This window comes from Bacillus sp. FSL K6-0255, from assembly GCF_045040725.1.
GTDB classification, from domain to species: domain Bacteria; phylum Bacillota; class Bacilli; order Bacillales; family Bacillaceae; genus Bacillus; species Bacillus subtilis.
In genome coordinates this window covers 1423572-1442237 of record NZ_CP150278.1, presented here as the reverse complement: position 1 = coordinate 1442237, position 18666 = coordinate 1423572, and the positions used below count along the sequence as shown (strand labels likewise).

Annotated in this window: 17 protein-coding genes; 8 read left to right on the top strand and 9 right to left on the bottom strand. The window is 41.2% G+C overall.

Going from position 1 to position 18666, the window contains the following annotated elements; translation table 11 throughout:
- Positions 1-31 precede the first annotated feature (31 nt).
- From MHB62_RS07540 to MHB62_RS07525, 4 genes are all read left to right on the top strand, one after another.
- Positions 32-892: a metallophosphoesterase gene (locus tag MHB62_RS07540; protein ID WP_032721462.1), complete on the top strand. Its 861-nt coding sequence runs from the start codon at positions 32-34 to the stop codon at positions 890-892.
- 56 nt (positions 893-948) lie between these two features.
- Positions 949-1443: a L,D-transpeptidase family protein gene (locus tag MHB62_RS07535; RefSeq protein ID WP_072557193.1), complete on the top strand. Its 495-nt coding sequence runs from the start codon at positions 949-951 to the stop codon at positions 1441-1443.
- Between the two features lie 75 nt (positions 1444-1518).
- Positions 1519-2811 carry an MFS transporter gene (locus MHB62_RS07530; protein ID WP_017697269.1) on the top strand — a complete coding sequence of 431 codons (1293 nt, stop codon included), beginning with the start codon at positions 1519-1521 and terminating at the stop codon, positions 2809-2811.
- A gap of 125 nt (positions 2812-2936) precedes the next feature.
- Positions 2937-3401 (top strand): YkyB family protein, encoded by a 465-nt coding sequence (locus MHB62_RS07525; protein WP_003232406.1) that lies wholly within the window; start codon positions 2937-2939, stop codon positions 3399-3401.
- 43 nt (positions 3402-3444) lie between these two features.
- Here MHB62_RS07525 and cheV read toward each other — a convergent pair whose 3' ends face one another.
- Positions 3445-4356 carry a chemotaxis protein CheV gene (cheV, locus tag MHB62_RS07520; protein ID WP_014476655.1) on the bottom strand — a complete coding sequence of 304 codons (912 nt, stop codon included), beginning with the start codon at positions 4354-4356 and terminating at the stop codon, positions 3445-3447.
- Positions 4357-4559: 203 nt separating this feature from the next.
- Here cheV and MHB62_RS07515 point away from each other — a divergent pair, with 203 nt between their 5' ends.
- On the top strand, positions 4560-4721 hold the full coding sequence (locus MHB62_RS07515; RefSeq protein ID WP_003245246.1) for a hypothetical protein: 162 nt from the start codon (positions 4560-4562) through the stop codon (positions 4719-4721).
- A gap of 201 nt (positions 4722-4922) precedes the next feature.
- Complete coding sequence (locus MHB62_RS07510; RefSeq protein WP_015252196.1) at positions 4923-6104, top strand: aminotransferase A; 1182 nt, start codon at positions 4923-4925, stop codon at positions 6102-6104.
- Between the two features lie 9 nt (positions 6105-6113).
- Here MHB62_RS07510 and kinA read toward each other — a convergent pair whose 3' ends face one another.
- Entirely contained in the window at positions 6114-7934 is a 1821-nt protein-coding gene (gene kinA / locus MHB62_RS07505; RefSeq protein WP_015252197.1) for a sporulation histidine kinase KinA, read from the bottom strand.
- Between the two features lie 163 nt (positions 7935-8097).
- Positions 8098-10212, bottom strand: a complete 2115-nt coding sequence (locus MHB62_RS07500) for a penicillin-binding protein 2 (protein WP_032721457.1) — start codon at positions 10210-10212, stop codon at positions 8098-8100.
- Between the two features lie 336 nt (positions 10213-10548).
- On the opposite strand from MHB62_RS07500, the gene MHB62_RS07495 reads away from it, so the two are divergent.
- Positions 10549-11322, top strand: a complete 774-nt coding sequence (locus tag MHB62_RS07495) for a CAP domain-containing protein (protein ID WP_003244693.1) — start codon at positions 10549-10551, stop codon at positions 11320-11322.
- Positions 11323-11361: 39 nt separating this feature from the next.
- Here MHB62_RS07495 and MHB62_RS07490 read toward each other — a convergent pair whose 3' ends face one another.
- Positions 11362-12228, bottom strand: coding sequence for an NAD(P)-dependent oxidoreductase (locus MHB62_RS07490; RefSeq protein ID WP_003245029.1), 867 nt, complete (start codon positions 12226-12228; stop codon positions 11362-11364).
- Between the two features lie 137 nt (positions 12229-12365).
- On the bottom strand, positions 12366-14333 hold the full coding sequence (gene mcpC, locus MHB62_RS07485; protein WP_032721455.1) for a methyl-accepting chemotaxis protein McpC: 1968 nt from the start codon (positions 14331-14333) through the stop codon (positions 12366-12368).
- Between the two features lie 134 nt (positions 14334-14467).
- Here mcpC and MHB62_RS07480 point away from each other — a divergent pair, with 134 nt between their 5' ends.
- Positions 14468-15169, top strand: coding sequence for a GNAT family N-acetyltransferase (locus MHB62_RS07480; protein WP_032721454.1), 702 nt, complete (start codon positions 14468-14470; stop codon positions 15167-15169).
- Here MHB62_RS07480 and splB read toward each other — a convergent pair.
- From splB to MHB62_RS07460, 4 genes are all read right to left on the bottom strand, one after another.
- The gene (gene splB, locus MHB62_RS07475; protein WP_021479398.1) at positions 15162-16190 is read right to left on the bottom strand and encodes a spore photoproduct lyase; all 1029 of its coding nucleotides are present in this window, start codon (positions 16188-16190) and stop codon (positions 15162-15164) included. The genes MHB62_RS07480 and splB overlap by 8 nt on opposite strands.
- Before the next feature lie 77 nt (positions 16191-16267).
- The gene (gene splA / locus MHB62_RS07470) at positions 16268-16507 is read right to left on the bottom strand and encodes a splAB operon transcriptional regulator SplA (RefSeq protein WP_003218644.1); all 240 of its coding nucleotides are present in this window, start codon (positions 16505-16507) and stop codon (positions 16268-16270) included.
- A gap of 90 nt (positions 16508-16597) precedes the next feature.
- Entirely contained in the window at positions 16598-18310 is a 1713-nt protein-coding gene (gene ptsP, locus MHB62_RS07465) for a phosphoenolpyruvate--protein phosphotransferase (protein WP_015715799.1), read from the bottom strand.
- The gene (locus MHB62_RS07460) at positions 18310-18576 is read right to left on the bottom strand and encodes a phosphocarrier protein HPr (RefSeq protein ID WP_003154654.1); all 267 of its coding nucleotides are present in this window, start codon (positions 18574-18576) and stop codon (positions 18310-18312) included. The genes ptsP and MHB62_RS07460 overlap by 1 nt, the downstream gene beginning before the upstream one ends.
- Positions 18577-18666: the final 90 nt, after the last annotated feature.

Below are 18666 nucleotides of genomic sequence, written 5' to 3'. Positions count from 1 at the left end.
ATAGAAAAACTCTATTAAAGGTTGGTTTGAAATGAAAAAGATGTCCAGAAGACAATTTCTAAAAGGAATGTTCGGCGCTCTTGCTGCCGGGGCTTTAACGGCCGGCGGGGGATATGGCTATGCCAGGTATCTCGAGCCGCATATGATCGAGACAACCGAACACACAATAAAAAGCTCTCTCATCCCGCACGGATTTGACGGTTTTAAAATCGTGCAGTTCAGCGATGCACACTTGAGTGATTACTTTACTCTCAAAGATTTAAAAACCGTCATTCTTACAATTAATGAATCTAAACCTGATCTCATTGTTTTTACAGGTGATATTATCGATAATCCTGATACGTACCAGCACCACCAGGCAGTCATTCCATTAATGAGAAAGCTTAATGCTCCCTTCGGCAAGCTTTGTATTTACGGCAATCATGATCACGGAGGCTATGGAACTGCCGTTTACAAAAGCCTGATGACGGCCGGAGGTTTCACGGTATATCGCAATGGCTATCAAACATTGTCACTCGCAGATGGCAGCAAAATCGAGATTGCTTCGCTTGATGACTTAATGCTGGGAAACCCAGATTATGAAGGCACCCTTTCAAGGCTGAGCGACAGACTTTTTTCCATTCTTCTCGTCCATGAACCTGATGCGGCCTTGAAAACAACAGATTATCCCGTGAACCTTCAGCTTTCCGGCCATACACACGGCGGCCAGATTCAGCTGCCTTTTTACGGACCGATTATTACGCCTCCATATGGAAAAGTCTACACAGAGGGAATGTATCAAACGGGCAGCACTCATATTTACGTAAACCGAGGCCTCGGGATGACCAGGCTGCCTTTGCGGTTTCTGGCCAAGCCTGAAATCACTGTCTTCACCTTAAAAAGCACAAATTAATGTAGCAGGATGGGCTCCTCATCAATACTTATAAGTAAAAAAGGAGGATGAGGAAACTGCTTACGTACCAGGTGAAGCAAGGTGATACACTGAACAGCATCGCGGCTGATTTCAGAATCAGCACGGCTGCATTACTCCAGGCTAATCCGTCACTGCAGGCAGGGCTCACCGCAGGACTGTCCATAGTCATCCCCGGACTGCCGGACCCTTATACAATTCCGTATCATATCGCAGTCTCAATCGGAGCGAAGACCCTTACGCTGTTCCTAAATAATCGGGTAATGAAAACCTATCCCATCGCCGTTGGTAAAATACTAACGCAAACGCCTACTGGCGAGTTTTACATTATTAACCGTCAGCGCAATCCCGGCGGCCCATTTGGCGCTTATTGGCTGAGCCTTTCAAAGCAGCACTACGGAATACATGGGACGAATAATCCCGCTTCGATTGGTAAGGCTGTTTCTAAAGGCTGCATTCGCATGCATAACAAAGACGTGATCGAACTTGCTTCAATTGTGCCAAACGGAACAAGAGTCACGATTAACCGGTAATGTTTTCTTATTTGTTTCAAAAACAGGCGGTTTATAATATGATAAAGTGGGACCTTTAGGGTAAGGAGCGTTTTTATGGATATATTTAAAAATCGTAATTTTGTTCGTCTATTTTTCGCAGCACTCGCTTCTCAAATGGGCACGACAGTAGGCAACATGGCCTTTGCTTTTTTTTTGCTGGACCGATTCAGCAGCCAGCCTTCATATACGACCTTGGCGGAGCTGATGTATTCTCTTCCGACCATATTTGTATTTCTGATCGTGGGAGTCGTCGCGGACCGGTTTGACAGAAAAAAGGTGGCAGAAAATTGTGATTGGATCAGAGCAGGCCTGACTGTCGTGCTTTTTTTCACTTTATTTACCGGCAATATTCCTCTTGTTTTTTGTATCTTATTTATCAGAAGCGCTGTAACAAAGTTTTTCTTTCCGGCAGAAAACAGTTTGGTACAAGCCATTCTGCCGAAGGAGCATTATTCGAAAGCGGCAGGGCTTAATCAGATGCTTTTTAGCATTTTTATGGTGTTTGGAGTCGGTATAGGCGCGTTTATGTACAACACAATCGGTATTGAAGGCGCCATTATTCTTGATTTTGTCAGCTTTATCATTTCCGGGCTGCTGATCCGCAGCTGCCGGATTCCAAAAGAAGCCCGACAGCCAAACGGTGCATTCAGCTGGAGAAAGACTTCTGTTAAGGATTCAATAAATGACTTTAGAGAAGGCATCCTCTATATTTTAAAAAACAAATTGCTGGCATCTCTTATTTTTGGCTTCTTCATTTTTGGATTTGTCAACGGAGGATTCGCCGTATTGCCTATGTTTACAATGAAATATGGATTGGCGCCTGACCGTTATGAGTGGCATACGTCTGTATTTACGATCGCACTCGGGTTTGGGCTTCTGGCAGGAAGCGTAATCGGCACGATCATCTCTAAAAAAGTGAAGCCGCACTTTTTAATGTCGATACCCATTTTCATTGCAGGTTTGCTGATCTTCGTCCTCGGCTACACCAATATTTTATGGGTGTATTACGCGGCAGCTTTTGCACTGGGAATGTGTATCGGACCGATCAACATTGCAATCGGAGGGTGGATGCCAAAAATTGTTCATCCAAAACTGATGGGACGTGTAAGCGGCATGCAGGACCCTTTTATGATGTTTGCACAGTCTTTGACACTTGGCTTAGTCGCGCTGTTATTCCCTAAGTTTGTTTCAAACATTGATTATCTTTATTACGGCATGGGTGTTATTATCCTGCTCGTTTTTATTTTTTATTTTATTGCACTGCCAAAATACAGTGCCCAGGCTGTGGAAGTGAATGTTCAGGAAGCATTTCAAGAACAGCCGAAAAAGAAGGCAAGATCTGTATAATGCAGGTTAAAAATGCGCTTTTTTTCTTAGAAAAAAGCGCATTTTTACATTCAATATTTGCATTTCAACTTTAAAAAAGTATAATCTAAACATATAGAAATTGATAAGAGCAAAGGAGAGAAATAATGGACGACCATGCATATACGAAAGATCTGCAGCCAACCGTAGAAAATCTTTCAAAAGCAGTTTACACTGTGAACCGCCATGCAAAAACCGCCCCCAACCCTAAATACCTATATCTGCTGAAAAAACGGGCTTTGCAAAAGCTTGTCAAAGAAGGTAAAGGAAAGAAAATAGGGCTTCATTTTTCAAAAAATCCAAGGTTCAGCCAACAGCAATCGGACGTGCTTATCTCAATCGGAGACTACTATTTTCACATGCCTCCAACTAAAGAAGACTTCGAACATCTTCCGCATTTAGGTACACTTAATCAATCGTACCGAAATCCTAAAGCTCAAATGTCTTTAACAAAAGCGAAACACCTATTGCAAGAATATGTCGGCATGAAAGAAAAGCCGCTAGTGCCAAATCGCCAGCAGCCAGCTTACCATAAGCCGGTCTTTAAAAAACTTGGCGAGAGTTACTTTTAAAATAAAAACAGCCGTGCCTCTTTCTGGCAACGGCTGTTTTTATTTATTCAATAACATACGTATCCACTTTTTTAATCAAATCACTGATCTCAGGCTTGCTGATTTGCTCATCTGCGCCTACAACTTCGCCGCGGTGACGCAGATCATCCGTAATTAACGATGAGAAAATCATAACCGGCACATCTGAGCTTTTCGGATTTTCCTTCAGCAGCTTTGTGAGCCTGTGTCCGTCCATTTTTGGCATTTCAATATCCGTGATGATCATATCAATCTGTTCTGATAAATCAGTTTCGTTTTCAGCAAGGTTCATAATGTATTCATATGCCTCTTTTCCATTTTCAAACGAAGCGATATTGTTGTACCCTGCTTCTTTTAATTCATCCTGCAAGAGGCGCATCAAAAGCGGTGAGTCCTCTACAATGATTAGCTTTTTATCAGTTCTTCTTTCATCGAAGCCCTCGGTATGCATATTATACGTGTCAACACCTGAATCTGATTCAATGTCATAAATAATTTTTTCATAGTCAGGCAAAAAGATCATCAGGTCTTCGAGCTTAATAATCCCGGTAAGGTGCCGCTCCATTCCTTGATTTAACGATGTCGGCTTTTCAATCGCTTCCCAGGATACTCTGTGAATTTGAGAAACAGAGCCGACATGAAAAACAATTTTCCGTTTATTAAATTCAGTCACGATATATTTCTCATCTTTTGATCCTTCAGGCTCTACTCCAAAAAATGAGAAGAGACTGATCACAGGGAGGATTTCTCCTCTGAGTTTAATCATTCCTTCTACATGCTGATGGGAGTGAGGCACTGATGTCACCTCGACAGGCTGAATAATTTCTCTTACCTTCATGACGTTAATTCCGAAAGCATTTTCACCCACGCCAAACTTCACAATTTCTAATTCATTTGTACCAGAATCCAATAAAATTTCGTATTGTTGTAACGACAATTCAATCCCTCGCTATTCGCATTCAGTATTGTACTGTATATATCGGCGTAATTTGTAAAAAGTGAATGGCAGCTCTTCAAAATCGAATTCCGAAGGCAACAAGCCGCGTTCCTCAAAAAAGAAACTTTTTTCCTAATAACTATTGACTTTCCAACTAACAGTGATAAAATAGTCAAGGGTTTTTCCAAAGAAGGGTGTAAATAATGGGTACCTTAGTAATATTTAAAGAAAACGAAATGACTGTTTTAGAGGATATCAGTGAAGAAACTTACCTGAATATGAAGAAAGAATCAGCTGACCTTCAAGAAGAGCATCCTCCGTATCTGATTTGGCACGAAGACCTTCATTTTGATTATGGCTATTAATGAAATTGGCACATATAAACAATAATAGAACATGATACAATAAAGACAATCAAATCGCTGGTTGTCTTCTTTTTTTCTGAAAAGAAAGGTATGTTTAGAAAAAAGGCGCATACAATCGAAATATATCAGTTAAAAAGGTGACAAATGATCAGCTAGTGGTAAAATAGGATAAACTCATTATATTTGTTAAGGTGATGAATTATGGAACATTTGCTGAATCCGAAAGCAAGAGAGATCGAAATTTCAGGAATACGCAAATTCTCGAATCTTGTAGCCCAACACGAAGACGTCATTTCACTTACAATCGGCCAGCCTGATTTTTTCACACCGCATCATGTGAAAGCTGCCGCAAAAAAAGCCATTGATGAAAACGTGACGTCATATACTCCGAATGCCGGCTACCTGGAGCTGAGACAAGCTGTGCAGCTTTATATGAAGAAAAAAGCGGATTTCAACTATGATGCTGAATCTGAAATTATCATCACAACAGGCGCAAGCCAAGCCATTGATGCTGCATTCCGGACGATTTTATCTCCCGGTGATGAAGTCATTATGCCAGGGCCTATTTATCCGGGCTATGAACCTATTATCAATTTGTGCGGGGCCAAGCCTGTCATTGTTGATACTACATCACACGGCTTTAAGCTTACCGCCCGGCTGATTGAAGATGCTCTGACACCCAACACCAAGTGTGTCGTGCTTCCTTATCCGTCAAATCCTACCGGCGTGACTTTATCTGAAGAAGAACTGAAAAGCATCGCAGCCCTTTTAAAAGGCAGAAATGTCTTCGTATTGTCCGATGAAATATACAGTGAATTAACATATGACAGACCGCATTACTCCATCGCAAACCATTTGCGGGATCAAACAATTGTCATTAACGGCTTGTCAAAATCACACAGCATGACCGGTTGGAGAATTGGATTTTTATTCGCACCGAAAGACATTGCAAAGCACATTTTAAAGGTTCATCAATACAATGTGTCGTGCGCCTCATCCATTTCTCAAAAAGCCGCGCTTGAAGCTGTCACAAACGGCTTTGACGACGCATTGATTATGAGAGAACAATACAAAAAACGTCTCGACTATGTTTATGACCGTCTTGTTTCCATGGGACTTGACGTAGTTAAACCGTCCGGTGCGTTTTATATCTTCCCTTCAATTAAATCATTTGGAATGACTTCGTTTGATTTTAGTATGGCTCTTTTGGAAGACGCTGGTGTGGCACTCGTGCCGGGTAGCTCGTTCTCATCATATGGTGAAGGATATGTAAGATTGTCTTTTGCGTACTCGCTGGACACACTGAGAGAAGGCCTGGACCGTTTAGAATTATTTGTATTAAAAAAACGTGAAGCAATGCAGACGATAAACAACGGCGTTTAAGCCGTTGTTTTATTTTTTTGGAAATGAAATTTTAAACGCTGTGCCTTTTTCAGGATGGCTGTCCACATGTATAACTCCCTGATGGTTTTCAATGATATTAAATGTCACCATTAATCCAAGCCCCGTACCTTTTTCTTTTGTTGTTAAAAATGGCTCTCCAATCCGGTTTAGTACCTTTTCAGGTATACCTTCCCCTTCGTCTTTGACAGTAACATGAACAGAATGCTCATCTTCGGTTATGATAATGTCTACTGTTCCCCCATCAGGCATTGATTCAACTGCATTTTTGATTAAATTAATGAATACCTGCTTTAATTGGTTTTGATCCCCGTTTATATAAATGCTGTCTTTTTCATAACTTGTTCTGATAAAAATGCCATTTAAATTCGCCTGCGTTTCTAACAGGGCTGAAACCTCACCAATTAATTTTTTCAAGTTCAAATATTCTTTGACAGCATTTTGCTGAGGTTTCGCCAGCATGAGCAGTTCACTGAGTATTAATTCAATACGGCTGAGTTCAGAAAACACAATATCAAAGTAATGTTCGTTGCCTTCCATTGTCGGTTTCATCAGCTGTAAAAATCCTTTGATCGCTGTAAGAGGGTTGCGGATCTCATGGGCGATTCCCGCCGCGAGCTGCCCTGCGATTGATAATTTTTCCGATTTCAGCATCAATTCTTCTGTTTGTTTTCTCTCTGAAATGTCCCGAAGAATGACCTGGACGGCCGCTTCACCAAAAAAGGTCGTCGGAATGCAGACCATCTCCGTATAAATGACCCTGTTCTGAAAGGTGAACCAGGATTGCTTGACAATTTCAGATTCTGTTTTTTGCTCGGCGATGTTTTGGATTCTCTCTTTTACATCCTCGTGATCACAAGGATGCAGCTGATCGTATATGTTTTTGCCAATTAAGTCCTCATAGGTAGCCGCTTCAAACAGGGAAATTCCCGATTCATTCATAAACACCCATTTTCCATTGTGAATCACCGCAATGGTATCAATGGAATTTTGAATCAGCAGCTGATATCGTTCACGGCTTTTTTGCAGGATGGTTTGGAATTTCTTCCTTGAAGAGATATCGATCAGCAGCAGCAGCTCAGCCTGCTGGTTTTTGTAGACGGTCGGGGATGCTTTCACTTCTAAATGAACAGGTGTGCCATCAAGCCTTTTCCACGTCTGTTCAATCATTCCGACTTCCATTCCTTTTTGCATTCGTATAATCCTGTTTTTCACGATATCATGATATTCTTCTTCAATAAATTCATAGGACCATTTACCAATAATAGCATCCTTGCTTTTTGCTCCCAGCATTGAGAGCATCGCGCTGTTTACATAGACGATCTTGCCTTTGACACTGATGCATAGCGGACTCGGGAGATTTTCAACCAACCGTTCATAATCATCCGTTATATATGTAGTCGATTCCGGGCTTGCAGGTTCGATTTCATGTTTTTCGCAGTTTAGGGATTGATGGCCTGTTTCTTCTTCAAGAACCTTCATTTTCAAAATGATTTCCCGTTCTGTCCGCTCAGCTCTTGTCGTAACAATTTCTACCGCAGCCTCCACCCACACAATCGTATGATCTTTTTTAATAAAACGAAAGGTGCACGGCATCAGATGATGTTCATTATAAAAATAGCTTTCAACCAAAAATTGGTCTTCCTCATGCAGAAACGTTTTGAGGAATGATCCGATCATCTCTCCTTGAAGATAGCCCAAATGCAGTTTGGAGTTGGCAGATATATAAATGATGCGTCCATTAGAGGCCAAGACTGCATGAATATCGGTTTTTGTTTGAAGTGGTTTAACATGCTGCGTATCCTGTTCCACAGAATCCCTCCTTTGCATGATCATCGTGTTTCGACATATACAGATTGACTTTTACCTAGTATGATTCGCTAGAAAATGAGTATTCTCCTTCTATTCTTATGGTGAACGTCAATTTTTGAATAAAAGAAAGGGCACACAATCTTTTCGTTGTGCACCCTGTTTTTTATTTTTTACTGTGTTTTTTTTCGAGCTCTGCGTAGGCGTGGATAGCTCTTTTGGCAATAATTTTATTGATCTTATCATCATCATCTACTGATGGAACAACAACACTAAAGGCCACTTTTGGTTTTTTCGACGGGTAATAGCCGACAAAAGTCAGATTGTATGTTTTTTTCCCCCACCAGTTGCGATTCGTGCCGTAGTAAAATGTTTCCGCTGTTCCCGTTTTCCCTGATACATCTTCTGTAAACGTATTTTTTGCTGTCCCTGAAGAAGTGACTAATTTCATGCCTGTTTGTACTTGTTTCAAATCGCTCTCTGAATTATTAATCTTATTGAGTACTTTAGGTTTCCTATGTTCAATCGCCTTACCCAGCTGGTCTTTTTTTCCTGGCTTATGAATACTTGTGACGATTCTAGGCTGAACACGATAGCCACCATTGGCGATTACTGAGATGTATTGAGCCATTTGAAGCGGTGTGTATGTATCGTATTGGCCAATTGCTAAGTCTAAAATTAATCCTCCTACAGTTTTAGGTGTGGTTTGCATTCCGGCTGATTCCTGCGGGAGATCAATACCTGTCTTTACTCCCAGACCAAACTGGCTGTAATAGTTTCTCATTTTCAGTAGATCGTTCTGATCAGCCGGGAGAGATCCATGCGGCTTGTATGTTACGCCTGCAATATGCATGGCAACATTGAACATATATACGTTTGAACTTTTTTGCAATGCGGTTAATTCATTGATGGTTCCCATATTAGTATAAGATTTTTTTATAAGATTCGTTCCTAAAAGCATTGGAGCATCGACATAATATTTATAATGCGGGATCCCGTCCTGATAGCCGGCTAGCACGGTGGCCCCCTTTACTGCTGATCCCATTTCATATTGGGTGGTAAATGCCCCTATCGCATAATCTTCAATTTTGTTGGTTTTTAAATCTATCTTTTTCCCTGCCATTGATAAAATATCGCCGTTATTCGGGTCCATCATTACGGCAAAGGCTCTGTCAAGCATGTAATTTCCGCGTGCACGGCTGTTTCTTACTTCTTCTTCAATGATCTTTTCTACCTTTGCCTGAAGCTCCATGTCAAAAGAAAGCTGAAGATCGTATCCCCTGCTGCCCTTATCAATGGTTTTTTGGCTGACGACATTTCCTTTATTATCTTCTACGTATTCCACTTTTTCTTTATGCGAATTTAAATATTCTTCATATTGATACTCTAAATAACTTTTTCCCACCCTGTCATTATTCGCATAGCCTCTTGTTAAGTAGAAATCTTTCCGGTCGCTCAGCAGGCCCTGATCAGGTGTCGTGACGCCCCCGAAAACAGAATAAAGGGTTTTGTCATAAGGATATTTTCGTGTCCAATCGTTTACGATATCGATTCCCGGAAGTTCTTCTAAATGCTCAGAAACAATGGAAATTTCATCATATGTTAAGTCATTTTTTGGTCTTTGCGAGGAGTTTTTCTTCTCATCAAGCAGCGCTCCGTTTTTTCCATTGCTATTGCTCTTATTTGGATTCATTGCCTTTACGATTTGAGGTTCGTAAGCATTTCCGCTTGAAAACCTTGTATATATCGCAGCAGTTTCCATTTCTGCGTCATCTTGCTGAATAACTTTTAATTCTTGATCCGGAACACGCTCTATTTGAAGCTTGTAAGCTTGGTCTCCTTTCAGATTGCTTTCTGATTCCTTAAGCAGAGCGGCGGCTTTTTTCGGATGAGCTGCGATCCAGTAATCACGAAGATCCCTTTCCTTCAAAAATTCGGTATCAATATGAATGAAAGAAGCAAGCCGCTTCGCTGTTTTGATTTTATCTTCTGTTTTTGTGCTAGATGTTGATACATACACAATTTCTGGAACGCTCTGGTTGTCGACAGCAACTTTCTGGTTTCTGTCGTACATCTTCCCGCGAGGCGCAGGATAGTAAGCTGTTTTTGCATTTGATTTCTCAGCGTCTTCTTCATGCTGTTCGCCTTCAACAATTTGAACAACCCCGAGCTTAAAAATTAATGCAGTGAATAGAACAAAGACAGCTAGGAAAAAAAGGTTCATTCTGATTGCTCTGTTTCCTTTGCTCTTTTTCTTTGGTTCACGTCCTATTTCAGTCACTTCTGGTTACCCCTCTCAAATCATTCAATATATTTACATATACTGAGATTAATTGTAACACCTTTGTAATAGTTGTTACAGCGAAAAGGAGTAAAAAAAGCTGTCAATATAAAAACACATTAAAATATAACTAACGGTTCAAAAAAAAGGAAGCTATGTAACGGTACGATAAAATCATATATACCGCTGATTCCCTTATTCTTAGTGATTCAACGGATTTACTTTACGAAAATGACAATCTCTATTTGTCAAAGGAAATTGCTGGAATCTTTATGACAAAAAAGCTATGTTATGATTTTTCTGTAGAAACAAACAACTCTAGGAGGTTACGAACTAATGAAGAAAGCATTTATTTTATCTGCTGCCGCTGCGGTTGGATTATTCACATTCGGGGGCGTACAGCAAGCATCAGCGAAAGAACTCTCCTGCCAGCCTGTGGTTACAGTAAAAACGGGGAACACAGTACAAAACATGTCACTTAACGATGCAGTGAAAAAACTGCATATTAACACAAATATCAAAACGTTAAACGCTGCAAACGAAAAAGAGATGAAGCAGCTTCTTCAAAAACATGCGAAGCAATCTAACGTGAAAGTTCAGGATGTTCAAAAGACAGAAACGGCCAAACCTGCACAAAAGACTACTGAAAAAGCAGCTGCTGATCAAAACACTGCTTCTAAAGCACCCGCAACTGCTGAAAAAACAAACACAACAACATCTGCACCTTCATCTGTAAGTGCATATGAGAAAAAAGTTGTTGAACTTACAAATGCAGAAAGACAAAAACAAGGATTAAAGCCGCTTCAAATTGATGAAACGTTAAGCAAATCCGCACGCGCAAAATCTCAGGATATGAAAGACAAAAACTACTTTGATCACCAAAGCCCAACATACGGCTCACCGTTTGATATGATGAAATCTTTCGGAATCAGCTACAAAACAGCAGGTGAAAACATTGCGAAGGGCCAAAAGACACCAGAAGAAGTAGTAAAAGCTTGGATGAACAGTGAAGGACACAGAAAAAACATTCTAAACCCTAACTTTACTCACATCGGTGTTGGCTACGTTGAGTCTGGAAGCATCTGGACACAACAATTCATCGGAAAATAATAAAAAAAAGATTGCCTGTTTCGTACAGGCAATCTTTTTTTATTTCACCCAAAGCTTATAGATACTCTGTGTTCCGCTGTTTTCTTCACCTTGAGCAGCTAGCTTGTCATATAAGGATTTTGCGAGCGACAAGCCTGGCATTTCTTCCCCCATTAATTCTGCTTCCTCTAGTGCGATTCCCATATCCTTAATAAAATGCTTCACATAAAATCCCGGTTCAAAGTTGCCTTGCAGCATACGGGGAGCAAGATTTGACAATGACCAGCTTCCGGCTGCGCCCGTTGTGATGCTTTTCAGAACATTTTCCGGCTCTAGGCCTGATTTTTGGGCATAAGCCATCGCTTCAGCAACACCGATCATACCGGCTGCAATTGCAATCTGATTGCACATCTTGGTATGCTGTCCGCTTCCAGCCGGTCCTTGATACTGAATATTCTCTCCCATTAAAGAGAAAATCGGCATGCAGGCTTCAAAAGCTTCTTTTTCTCCACCGACCATAATCGCGAGTGTTCCGTTTTGTGCACCGATGTCTCCACCGGAAACAGGAGCGTCTAAAGCGAACAATGCTTTTTCTTTGGCCGCTTCAGCAATCTTCTTCGCAAGCGAAGGCTTAGATGTCGTCATATCAATAAGATATGCCCCTTCTTTTGCGTTTTCAATAATTCCATTGCTTCCGAAATACACTTCTTCAACATCACTGGGATAGCCGACCATTGTGATGATAACATCCGCTTCTTTCGAAAGATCTTTGACCGTATCTTTCCAGATCGCGCCTTTTTGAAGTATGCTTTCTGCTTTTTCTTTTGTCCGGGTGTACACCAATACAGGATGGCCGTCATTGAGAATATGTGATGCCATGCTTTTTCCCATTACTCCAAGACCGATAAAACCAATTGTTTTTTTCAAGGTCATTCCTCCCAGATGTTTCGTTTAGATTTTAGTTAAAATTTATCATTTTTCCTTCATTTTCTAGACTACCATATCTATTCATCTTATAAAATAAAAAATCCCCAAAACAAATGATGTTTGGGGATGTAATTGGATTACAATGTGAATTTTGCAATTGTGTTCATAAGCTCTTGGCTTGCATGTTTTAGTGTTTCCGTTGAGTGTTTGACTTTCTCAAGGGTGACAAGCTGTTCATCGGTTGATGCGTTCACTTCCTCTGCTGCGGCAGCTGATTCCTGTGATATGGCTGAAATGCTTTGAATAGCTTCAGATATCGCAAGCTGTTCTTCACTCATTCTTTGAATTTCCGCGTAAATGTGATCAATACCTTGTACCAGTGACTGCATTTCTGCAGTTATCGTATTTAATACCTCTCCAGTTTCGTGAATGGCACTGTTTTGTTCATCATTCATTCTGCTTGCCTCAACCATCGCGTGAGAGGCCTCTTTTGTCTCAAGCTGGATAAGCTTCACAGTCTCGCTGATATGCTTTGTAGAAAGGGCTGATTGCTCAGCTAACTTCCGCACTTCATCGGCTACGACGGCAAAACCGCGCCCGCTTTCTCCGGCTCTGGCTGCCTCAATACTGGCATTTAAGGCAAGCAAGTTGGTTTGATCAGATATGTTTGAAATCGCTGTAACGACTTCTTCAATATTCTTAGTTTGATTTTCCAAATCCAGCAGCATCGTTTCAACCTTTTTCGTTTCCATATTGGCTTCGTTTGATTTCATCAGCAGCTGGCCGAGCGCATCAAGTCCTTTATAGCTTGCATCCTCGGACGATTTTGAGCGTTCTTTAATTCCGCCTGCCTCCTCAGCGATTTGCCTGATTTTCGTTGACAGGCTTTCCGATTTTTCATTAATGGTTTCAACTTCAGAAGCCTGTTCCGATGCCCCTGCGGCTACTTCTTCAATCGCTTTTGCAATTTGTCCGCTTGTTTCATTAGTTTCGGCAGCGACAGCCGTTAGTTGTTCAGAGGTGTCAGATACTTTCCCTGAAGAGAGTCTCACTTGCTCAACCATTTCCTTCATATTTTCAACCATCAGATTGAAATCTCTTGTTAAAATACCGACTTCATCCTTAGATTTTGATTCCGCGCGCACTGTTAAATCGCCTGCGGAAACAGCTTTCGTTTTTACGATCAGCTGCTGTATCGGACCGGTTATCGTTTTGGCCAGGAAGTAGCTGAGAATAATTGTTATGATAAGCGCAATCAATGATATCCAAAGATTTGCCCGATTCATTTTATCTGAAATCCACATTAATTGATCGGTATCAAACTGCGTTCCGACCTTCCAGCCCGTTTCGCCAATCGTTTGGTACACAACCATTTTCCCATTCACATCTTGTATCCCTTGTTTCTCGGATGCGATGGTTTGCAGTGTTTGATCCTTTGATATATTTTTTCCTTGATTTGACGGATGGGCTAAAAGATTGCCGCTCGCATCAGCTAAAAAGGCAAATCCTTTGTAAGGCACCTTTTGTTTATTGACCATACTCTGGATAGCAGAGAGTTTCAAGTCATAGCTGGCAACCCCTATCACTTTTTGCCCGTCTAAGATCGCTTTCGATGCAGTAACAATCATGTCTCCTGTCACGACATCTTTATAAGGTTCCGTCCAAACAACTTGATCCGGGGTTTCAGCTGCAAGCTTATACCATGGTCTTGATGTTGGATCGTAATCCTCAGCGAAATCCGCTTTTGGATATGTAAACATTTCTTTTTTTGCGGTGCCTATGTAAGCCATCGCAACATAATCATCGTTGTCTTTGATTTGCTTAATGTCATCGTGAAACAGCCGAGCAGCTTCTTTACTTGGTTTCGTTACAAATGTATGCGTTAATTCCCCATTAGCCAATCTTGATAACGAAATGGCATAACTCTTTAATTGCAATTCAATATTTTGTTCAAGTGACTGCGTCACGTTTTGAGTTGTATTTTTCCCATCCTCTGTAATCATCGGTTTTAGCGTCAAATAAGAAGACAGCATTAAAAGAACAACTGTGATGATTAACATAATCGAAACAAAAACAGCAATCTTCATGTGAAGTTTTTTAAACAAACCAATCCCCTCCTAATTTCTATATCGGCCCTTTCGTTTGAAAAATGAATAATCAAAAAATAAATTATAAGAAAATCGGAATATATTTACTGAAAATTCAATCTTCGTTATAATGAAACAACATAAGGAGAGTGATGATCATACTAAAACAAATGTATGTGCATGACGGCAGAAAATTTGAGGCTCTGACCATTAGAAACTACACTGAGACTGACATCGAGAGGCTGATTTCTCTTCAAGAAGAATGTTTCCCTCCTCCGTTTCCCCAGGAATTGCTGTGGTCAGAGGACCAGCTTGCCAGCCATATCAAAACCTTTCCGGAAGGCGCTTTATGCGCGCTCATCAATGGCAGAATTATCGGTTCCATGACTGCTCTTATTGTACAATTTGAGCCTGATTCTCCTGATCATACATGGGCACAAGCAACTGACAACGGATCGATTAAAAATCATGAACCTCATGGAAATACTTTATATGTAGTGGATATTTCTGTTTCTCCTCATTATCGAAAGCTTGGAATCGGAAAATGGCTGATGAATACGATGTATGAGCTGACTGTTGATAAAAGACTGGAACGCCTTCTCGGCGGCGGCCGCATTCCTTTGTATTATAAATACGCACACGAGATCAGCGCTGTTCAGTACGTTGAAGATGTGATGGAAGGCAGGAAAAACGACCCTGTGCTGTCCTTTCTCCTCCGTTGCGGGCGTTCACCTATTCGTGTAGTCAGCAATTATTTGGAGGATAAAGCATCATTGAATTACGGCGTTTTGATGGAATGGAAAAATCCTTTTTATAAAAAGAGAGCTGTTGATCACAACAGCCCGTTTAAGTGAAATATTCAATTTTCGCGTTAGGGAAAAAGGTATCAATATAGGATTCAAGTGCTTCTCGAAGTGTATGCTCTTCATCTTTCTGGTAAATATATTTTCCGATCCCGTAACGGCCCCATTTATAACGGCGCTTTTCTTCATCTAATTCGAGCTTCGTCTTCGGATAATTTTTCTCTATCACTCGTTTGGCCGGTTTTGTAAAACGGTGTTGAATTAATTCAAACGTTATGTCATGTCTAACATCCTGCGGCAAAGCAGCATCAAGCTTTTCAAACAGATGTCTGTATCCTTCTTCCCAGCCTTCATGAATATAAATCGGAGCAACAATAAAGCCTAACGGGTAGCCTGCTTTTGCAACTTTTACTGCCGCTTCTATCCGCTTATCAAGAGGTGAAGTTCCCGGCTCAAAGTTTTTAATCACATAGTCGGCATTAATACTGAATCTGAATCTCGTTTTCCCGTTATGCTTTGCGTCTAATAGGTGATCGACATGATGAAATTTCGTTACAAATCGGAGCTTTCCGAGATCACTTTGGCCAAAATGTTCAATGGCGCGCTTCAGCGTGTGTGTCAGATGATCAATTCCTACAATGTCTGACGTACATGATGCTTCGAACCTTGTGAACTCTGGTGCGCGCTCCTTCATATACTTATCTGCCTGATCTAAAATCTCTTCGACGTTTACATAAGTTCTGATATACGGCTTTGATCCCATGGTTGTTTGCAGGTAGCAGTAATGACAATGCCCCATACAGCCTGTTGCAAACGGAATGGCATATTCAGCCGAGGGTTTGGATGAATCAAACTTTAATGTTTTCCGGACACCGATAACTAAAGTTGATTTCGCATTGCGATATTGCTGAAGATGATTTTTCCCAGGAATATTACGCACCTGATTGTGGGATGTTGTTTCTCTGATTTCAATGCCCATATTCTCAAATTTTTCTTGTAATTCTTGGCCTAGCGGATATTCCAGTGCCCTCGGTTCTATATATACAAGCTGCGGAACAAATGGGTTCTGCATGATGCCACATCCTTTTCCTTTACTAACGTTACTTTTCTCACTAGGCGGAAAGGATATGAGTTGTAATGATTTCCTTGTTACTCATACGGATCAATATCAAAGAGTTCTTTGTAAAGCGATTTAGCTTCTTCATAGCTTGCAAACACAGCATCGTCCTCTGCGAACGGATGATAGGTTTCATAAATAAACAGGGAAAGCTCGCCTTCATGGTATGGATGGTGCACAATTTCGGCTTCCTTTATGTGAGCTACATTAGCAGCGTGCGGATTTCTGTAGATCACATAAACAGTATCTCCTGCGTTAAATTGGTTTGACATACTATCCCTCCTAGCCATGTTATTGTGTCCTTCTATGCCCTTACTTATGAAAAAAACCAGACAGGCCGGAGGCCGTCTGGTTTTTTTACATTACTTGAATGTTTCTTTTACGAACGCGACAACTTCTTCTGTCGTGCTCATAGATAAGATTTTCTCTTTGAATGACTCAGCTTCTTGTTTAGACAATTTGCTGATCTGTGTTCTTGCCGGAAGAATAGACGTTGCGCTCATTGAGAACTCATCTAAGCCTAAGCCGAGAAGGATTGGAATCGCAATCTCGTCTCCTGCCATTTCTCCGCACATGCCAACCCATTTTCCTTCTTTGTGTGCTGCTTCAATTACCAGTGTAATTAAGCGAAGGATTGCCGGGTTGTATGGCTGATACAGGTAAGATACACGTTCATTCATACGGTCAGCTGCCATTGTGTATTGGATCAAATCGTTTGTTCCGATACTGAAGAAATCAACCTCTTTAGCAAACTGATCAGCGATGACTGCAGTTGACGGAATCTCAACCATCATTCCGACTTCAATATCGTCAGATACAGCCTGTCCCGCTTTTACGAGCTTTTCTTTCTCTTCAAGAAGGATCGCTTTTGCTTCTTTGAATTCGTTAACTGTCGCAATCATAGGGAACATGATTTTCAAGTTTCCGTATGTACTTGCACGAAGCAGCGCGCGAAGCTGTGTTCTGAAGATTTCTTGCTCTTCAAGGCAAAGACGAATCGCTCTATATCCCAGGAACGGGTTCATTTCTTTAGGAAGCTGTAGGTAAGGAAGCTCTTTGTCTCCGCCGATATCAAGTGTCCGCACGACGACTGATTTTCCTTCCATACGCTCAAGAACCGTTTTGTAAGCATCAAACTGCTCATCTTCTGTAGGCAGCTGATCTCTTCCCATGTAAAGGAATTCTGTACGGTAAAGGCCAACTGCTTCTCCGCCGTTTTCAAGAACACCTTTTACATCATCAGGAGTACCGATGTTCGCTGCAAGCTCTACATGATGTCCATCTTTTGAGACAGTCGGTTCATTGACAAGCTTCGCCCACTCAGCTTTTTGAGCCAAATAAGCATTATGTTTTTCTTCATACTCTTTTACAGTATCCGCAGATGGGTCAATAATGACATCGCCATTGATACCGTCAACGATAACAGTCACGCCGTTTTGGATCGTGCCTGTAGCCGCTTTCGTTCCAACAACTGCTGGAATCTCAAGAGAACGTGCCATGATGGCAGAGTGAGATGTGCGTCCGCCGATATCAGTAGTGAATCCTTTTACGAACTCACGGTTTAATTGAGCTGTGTCAGACGGTGTTAAGTCTTCAGCTACAATAATAACCTCTTCTGAGATCATGCTTGGGTTTGGAATTTCGACGCCAAGCAGGTGTCCGGTTACGCGTTTTGTTACATCGCGGATATCTGCCGCACGCTCTTTCATATATTCGTTGTCCATAGATTCAAACATGGTAACGAACATAGAAGACGTTTCTTTTAAAGCGAATTCAGCGTTCACTGAATCAGTGCTGATTTTTTCTTTCACAGGGTTCAGAAGCTCAGGGTCACTGAGAACTAAAAGGTGAGCAGAAAAAATATCAGCTTTATCCTGACCCAGTTCTTTCAAAGCGTGCTCTTTGATTTTTTCGAGCTCTTCTTTTGAACGTGCAATCGCTTCATCAAAACGGCTTACTTCCGCTTCAGAATCAGAGATGTTTTTCTTTTCAACCGTTAAATCTGGCTCTTCAAGCCGGTATGCTTTTGCAATCGCGATGCCGGCTGAAGCACCAATCCCTTTTAATTCTTGCATTACTCGCCGAGTCCTTCGCTTTTCATTGTTTCTTCTAAAGCGTTAAGAGCATCGTTTTCGTCAGCTCCGGAAGCAGAGATTGTGATCTCAGCGCCTTTAGCGATACCTAAAGACATAACACCCATAATAGATTTAAGGTTAACTGTTTTGCCGTTATATTCTAAATTAACGTCAGCGTCGTATTTGCTAGCAGTTTGTACAAGAACTGTCGCAGGACGAGCATGGATTCCAGAATCTGCAGTTACTTTAAATGTTTTTTGTGCCATTTTTATCATTCTCCTTTTAACTTAAAGCTTTATTACTTCACAATATTATATCATACAACCGTACTTGTCATCTGACAAGCACGGCGTACT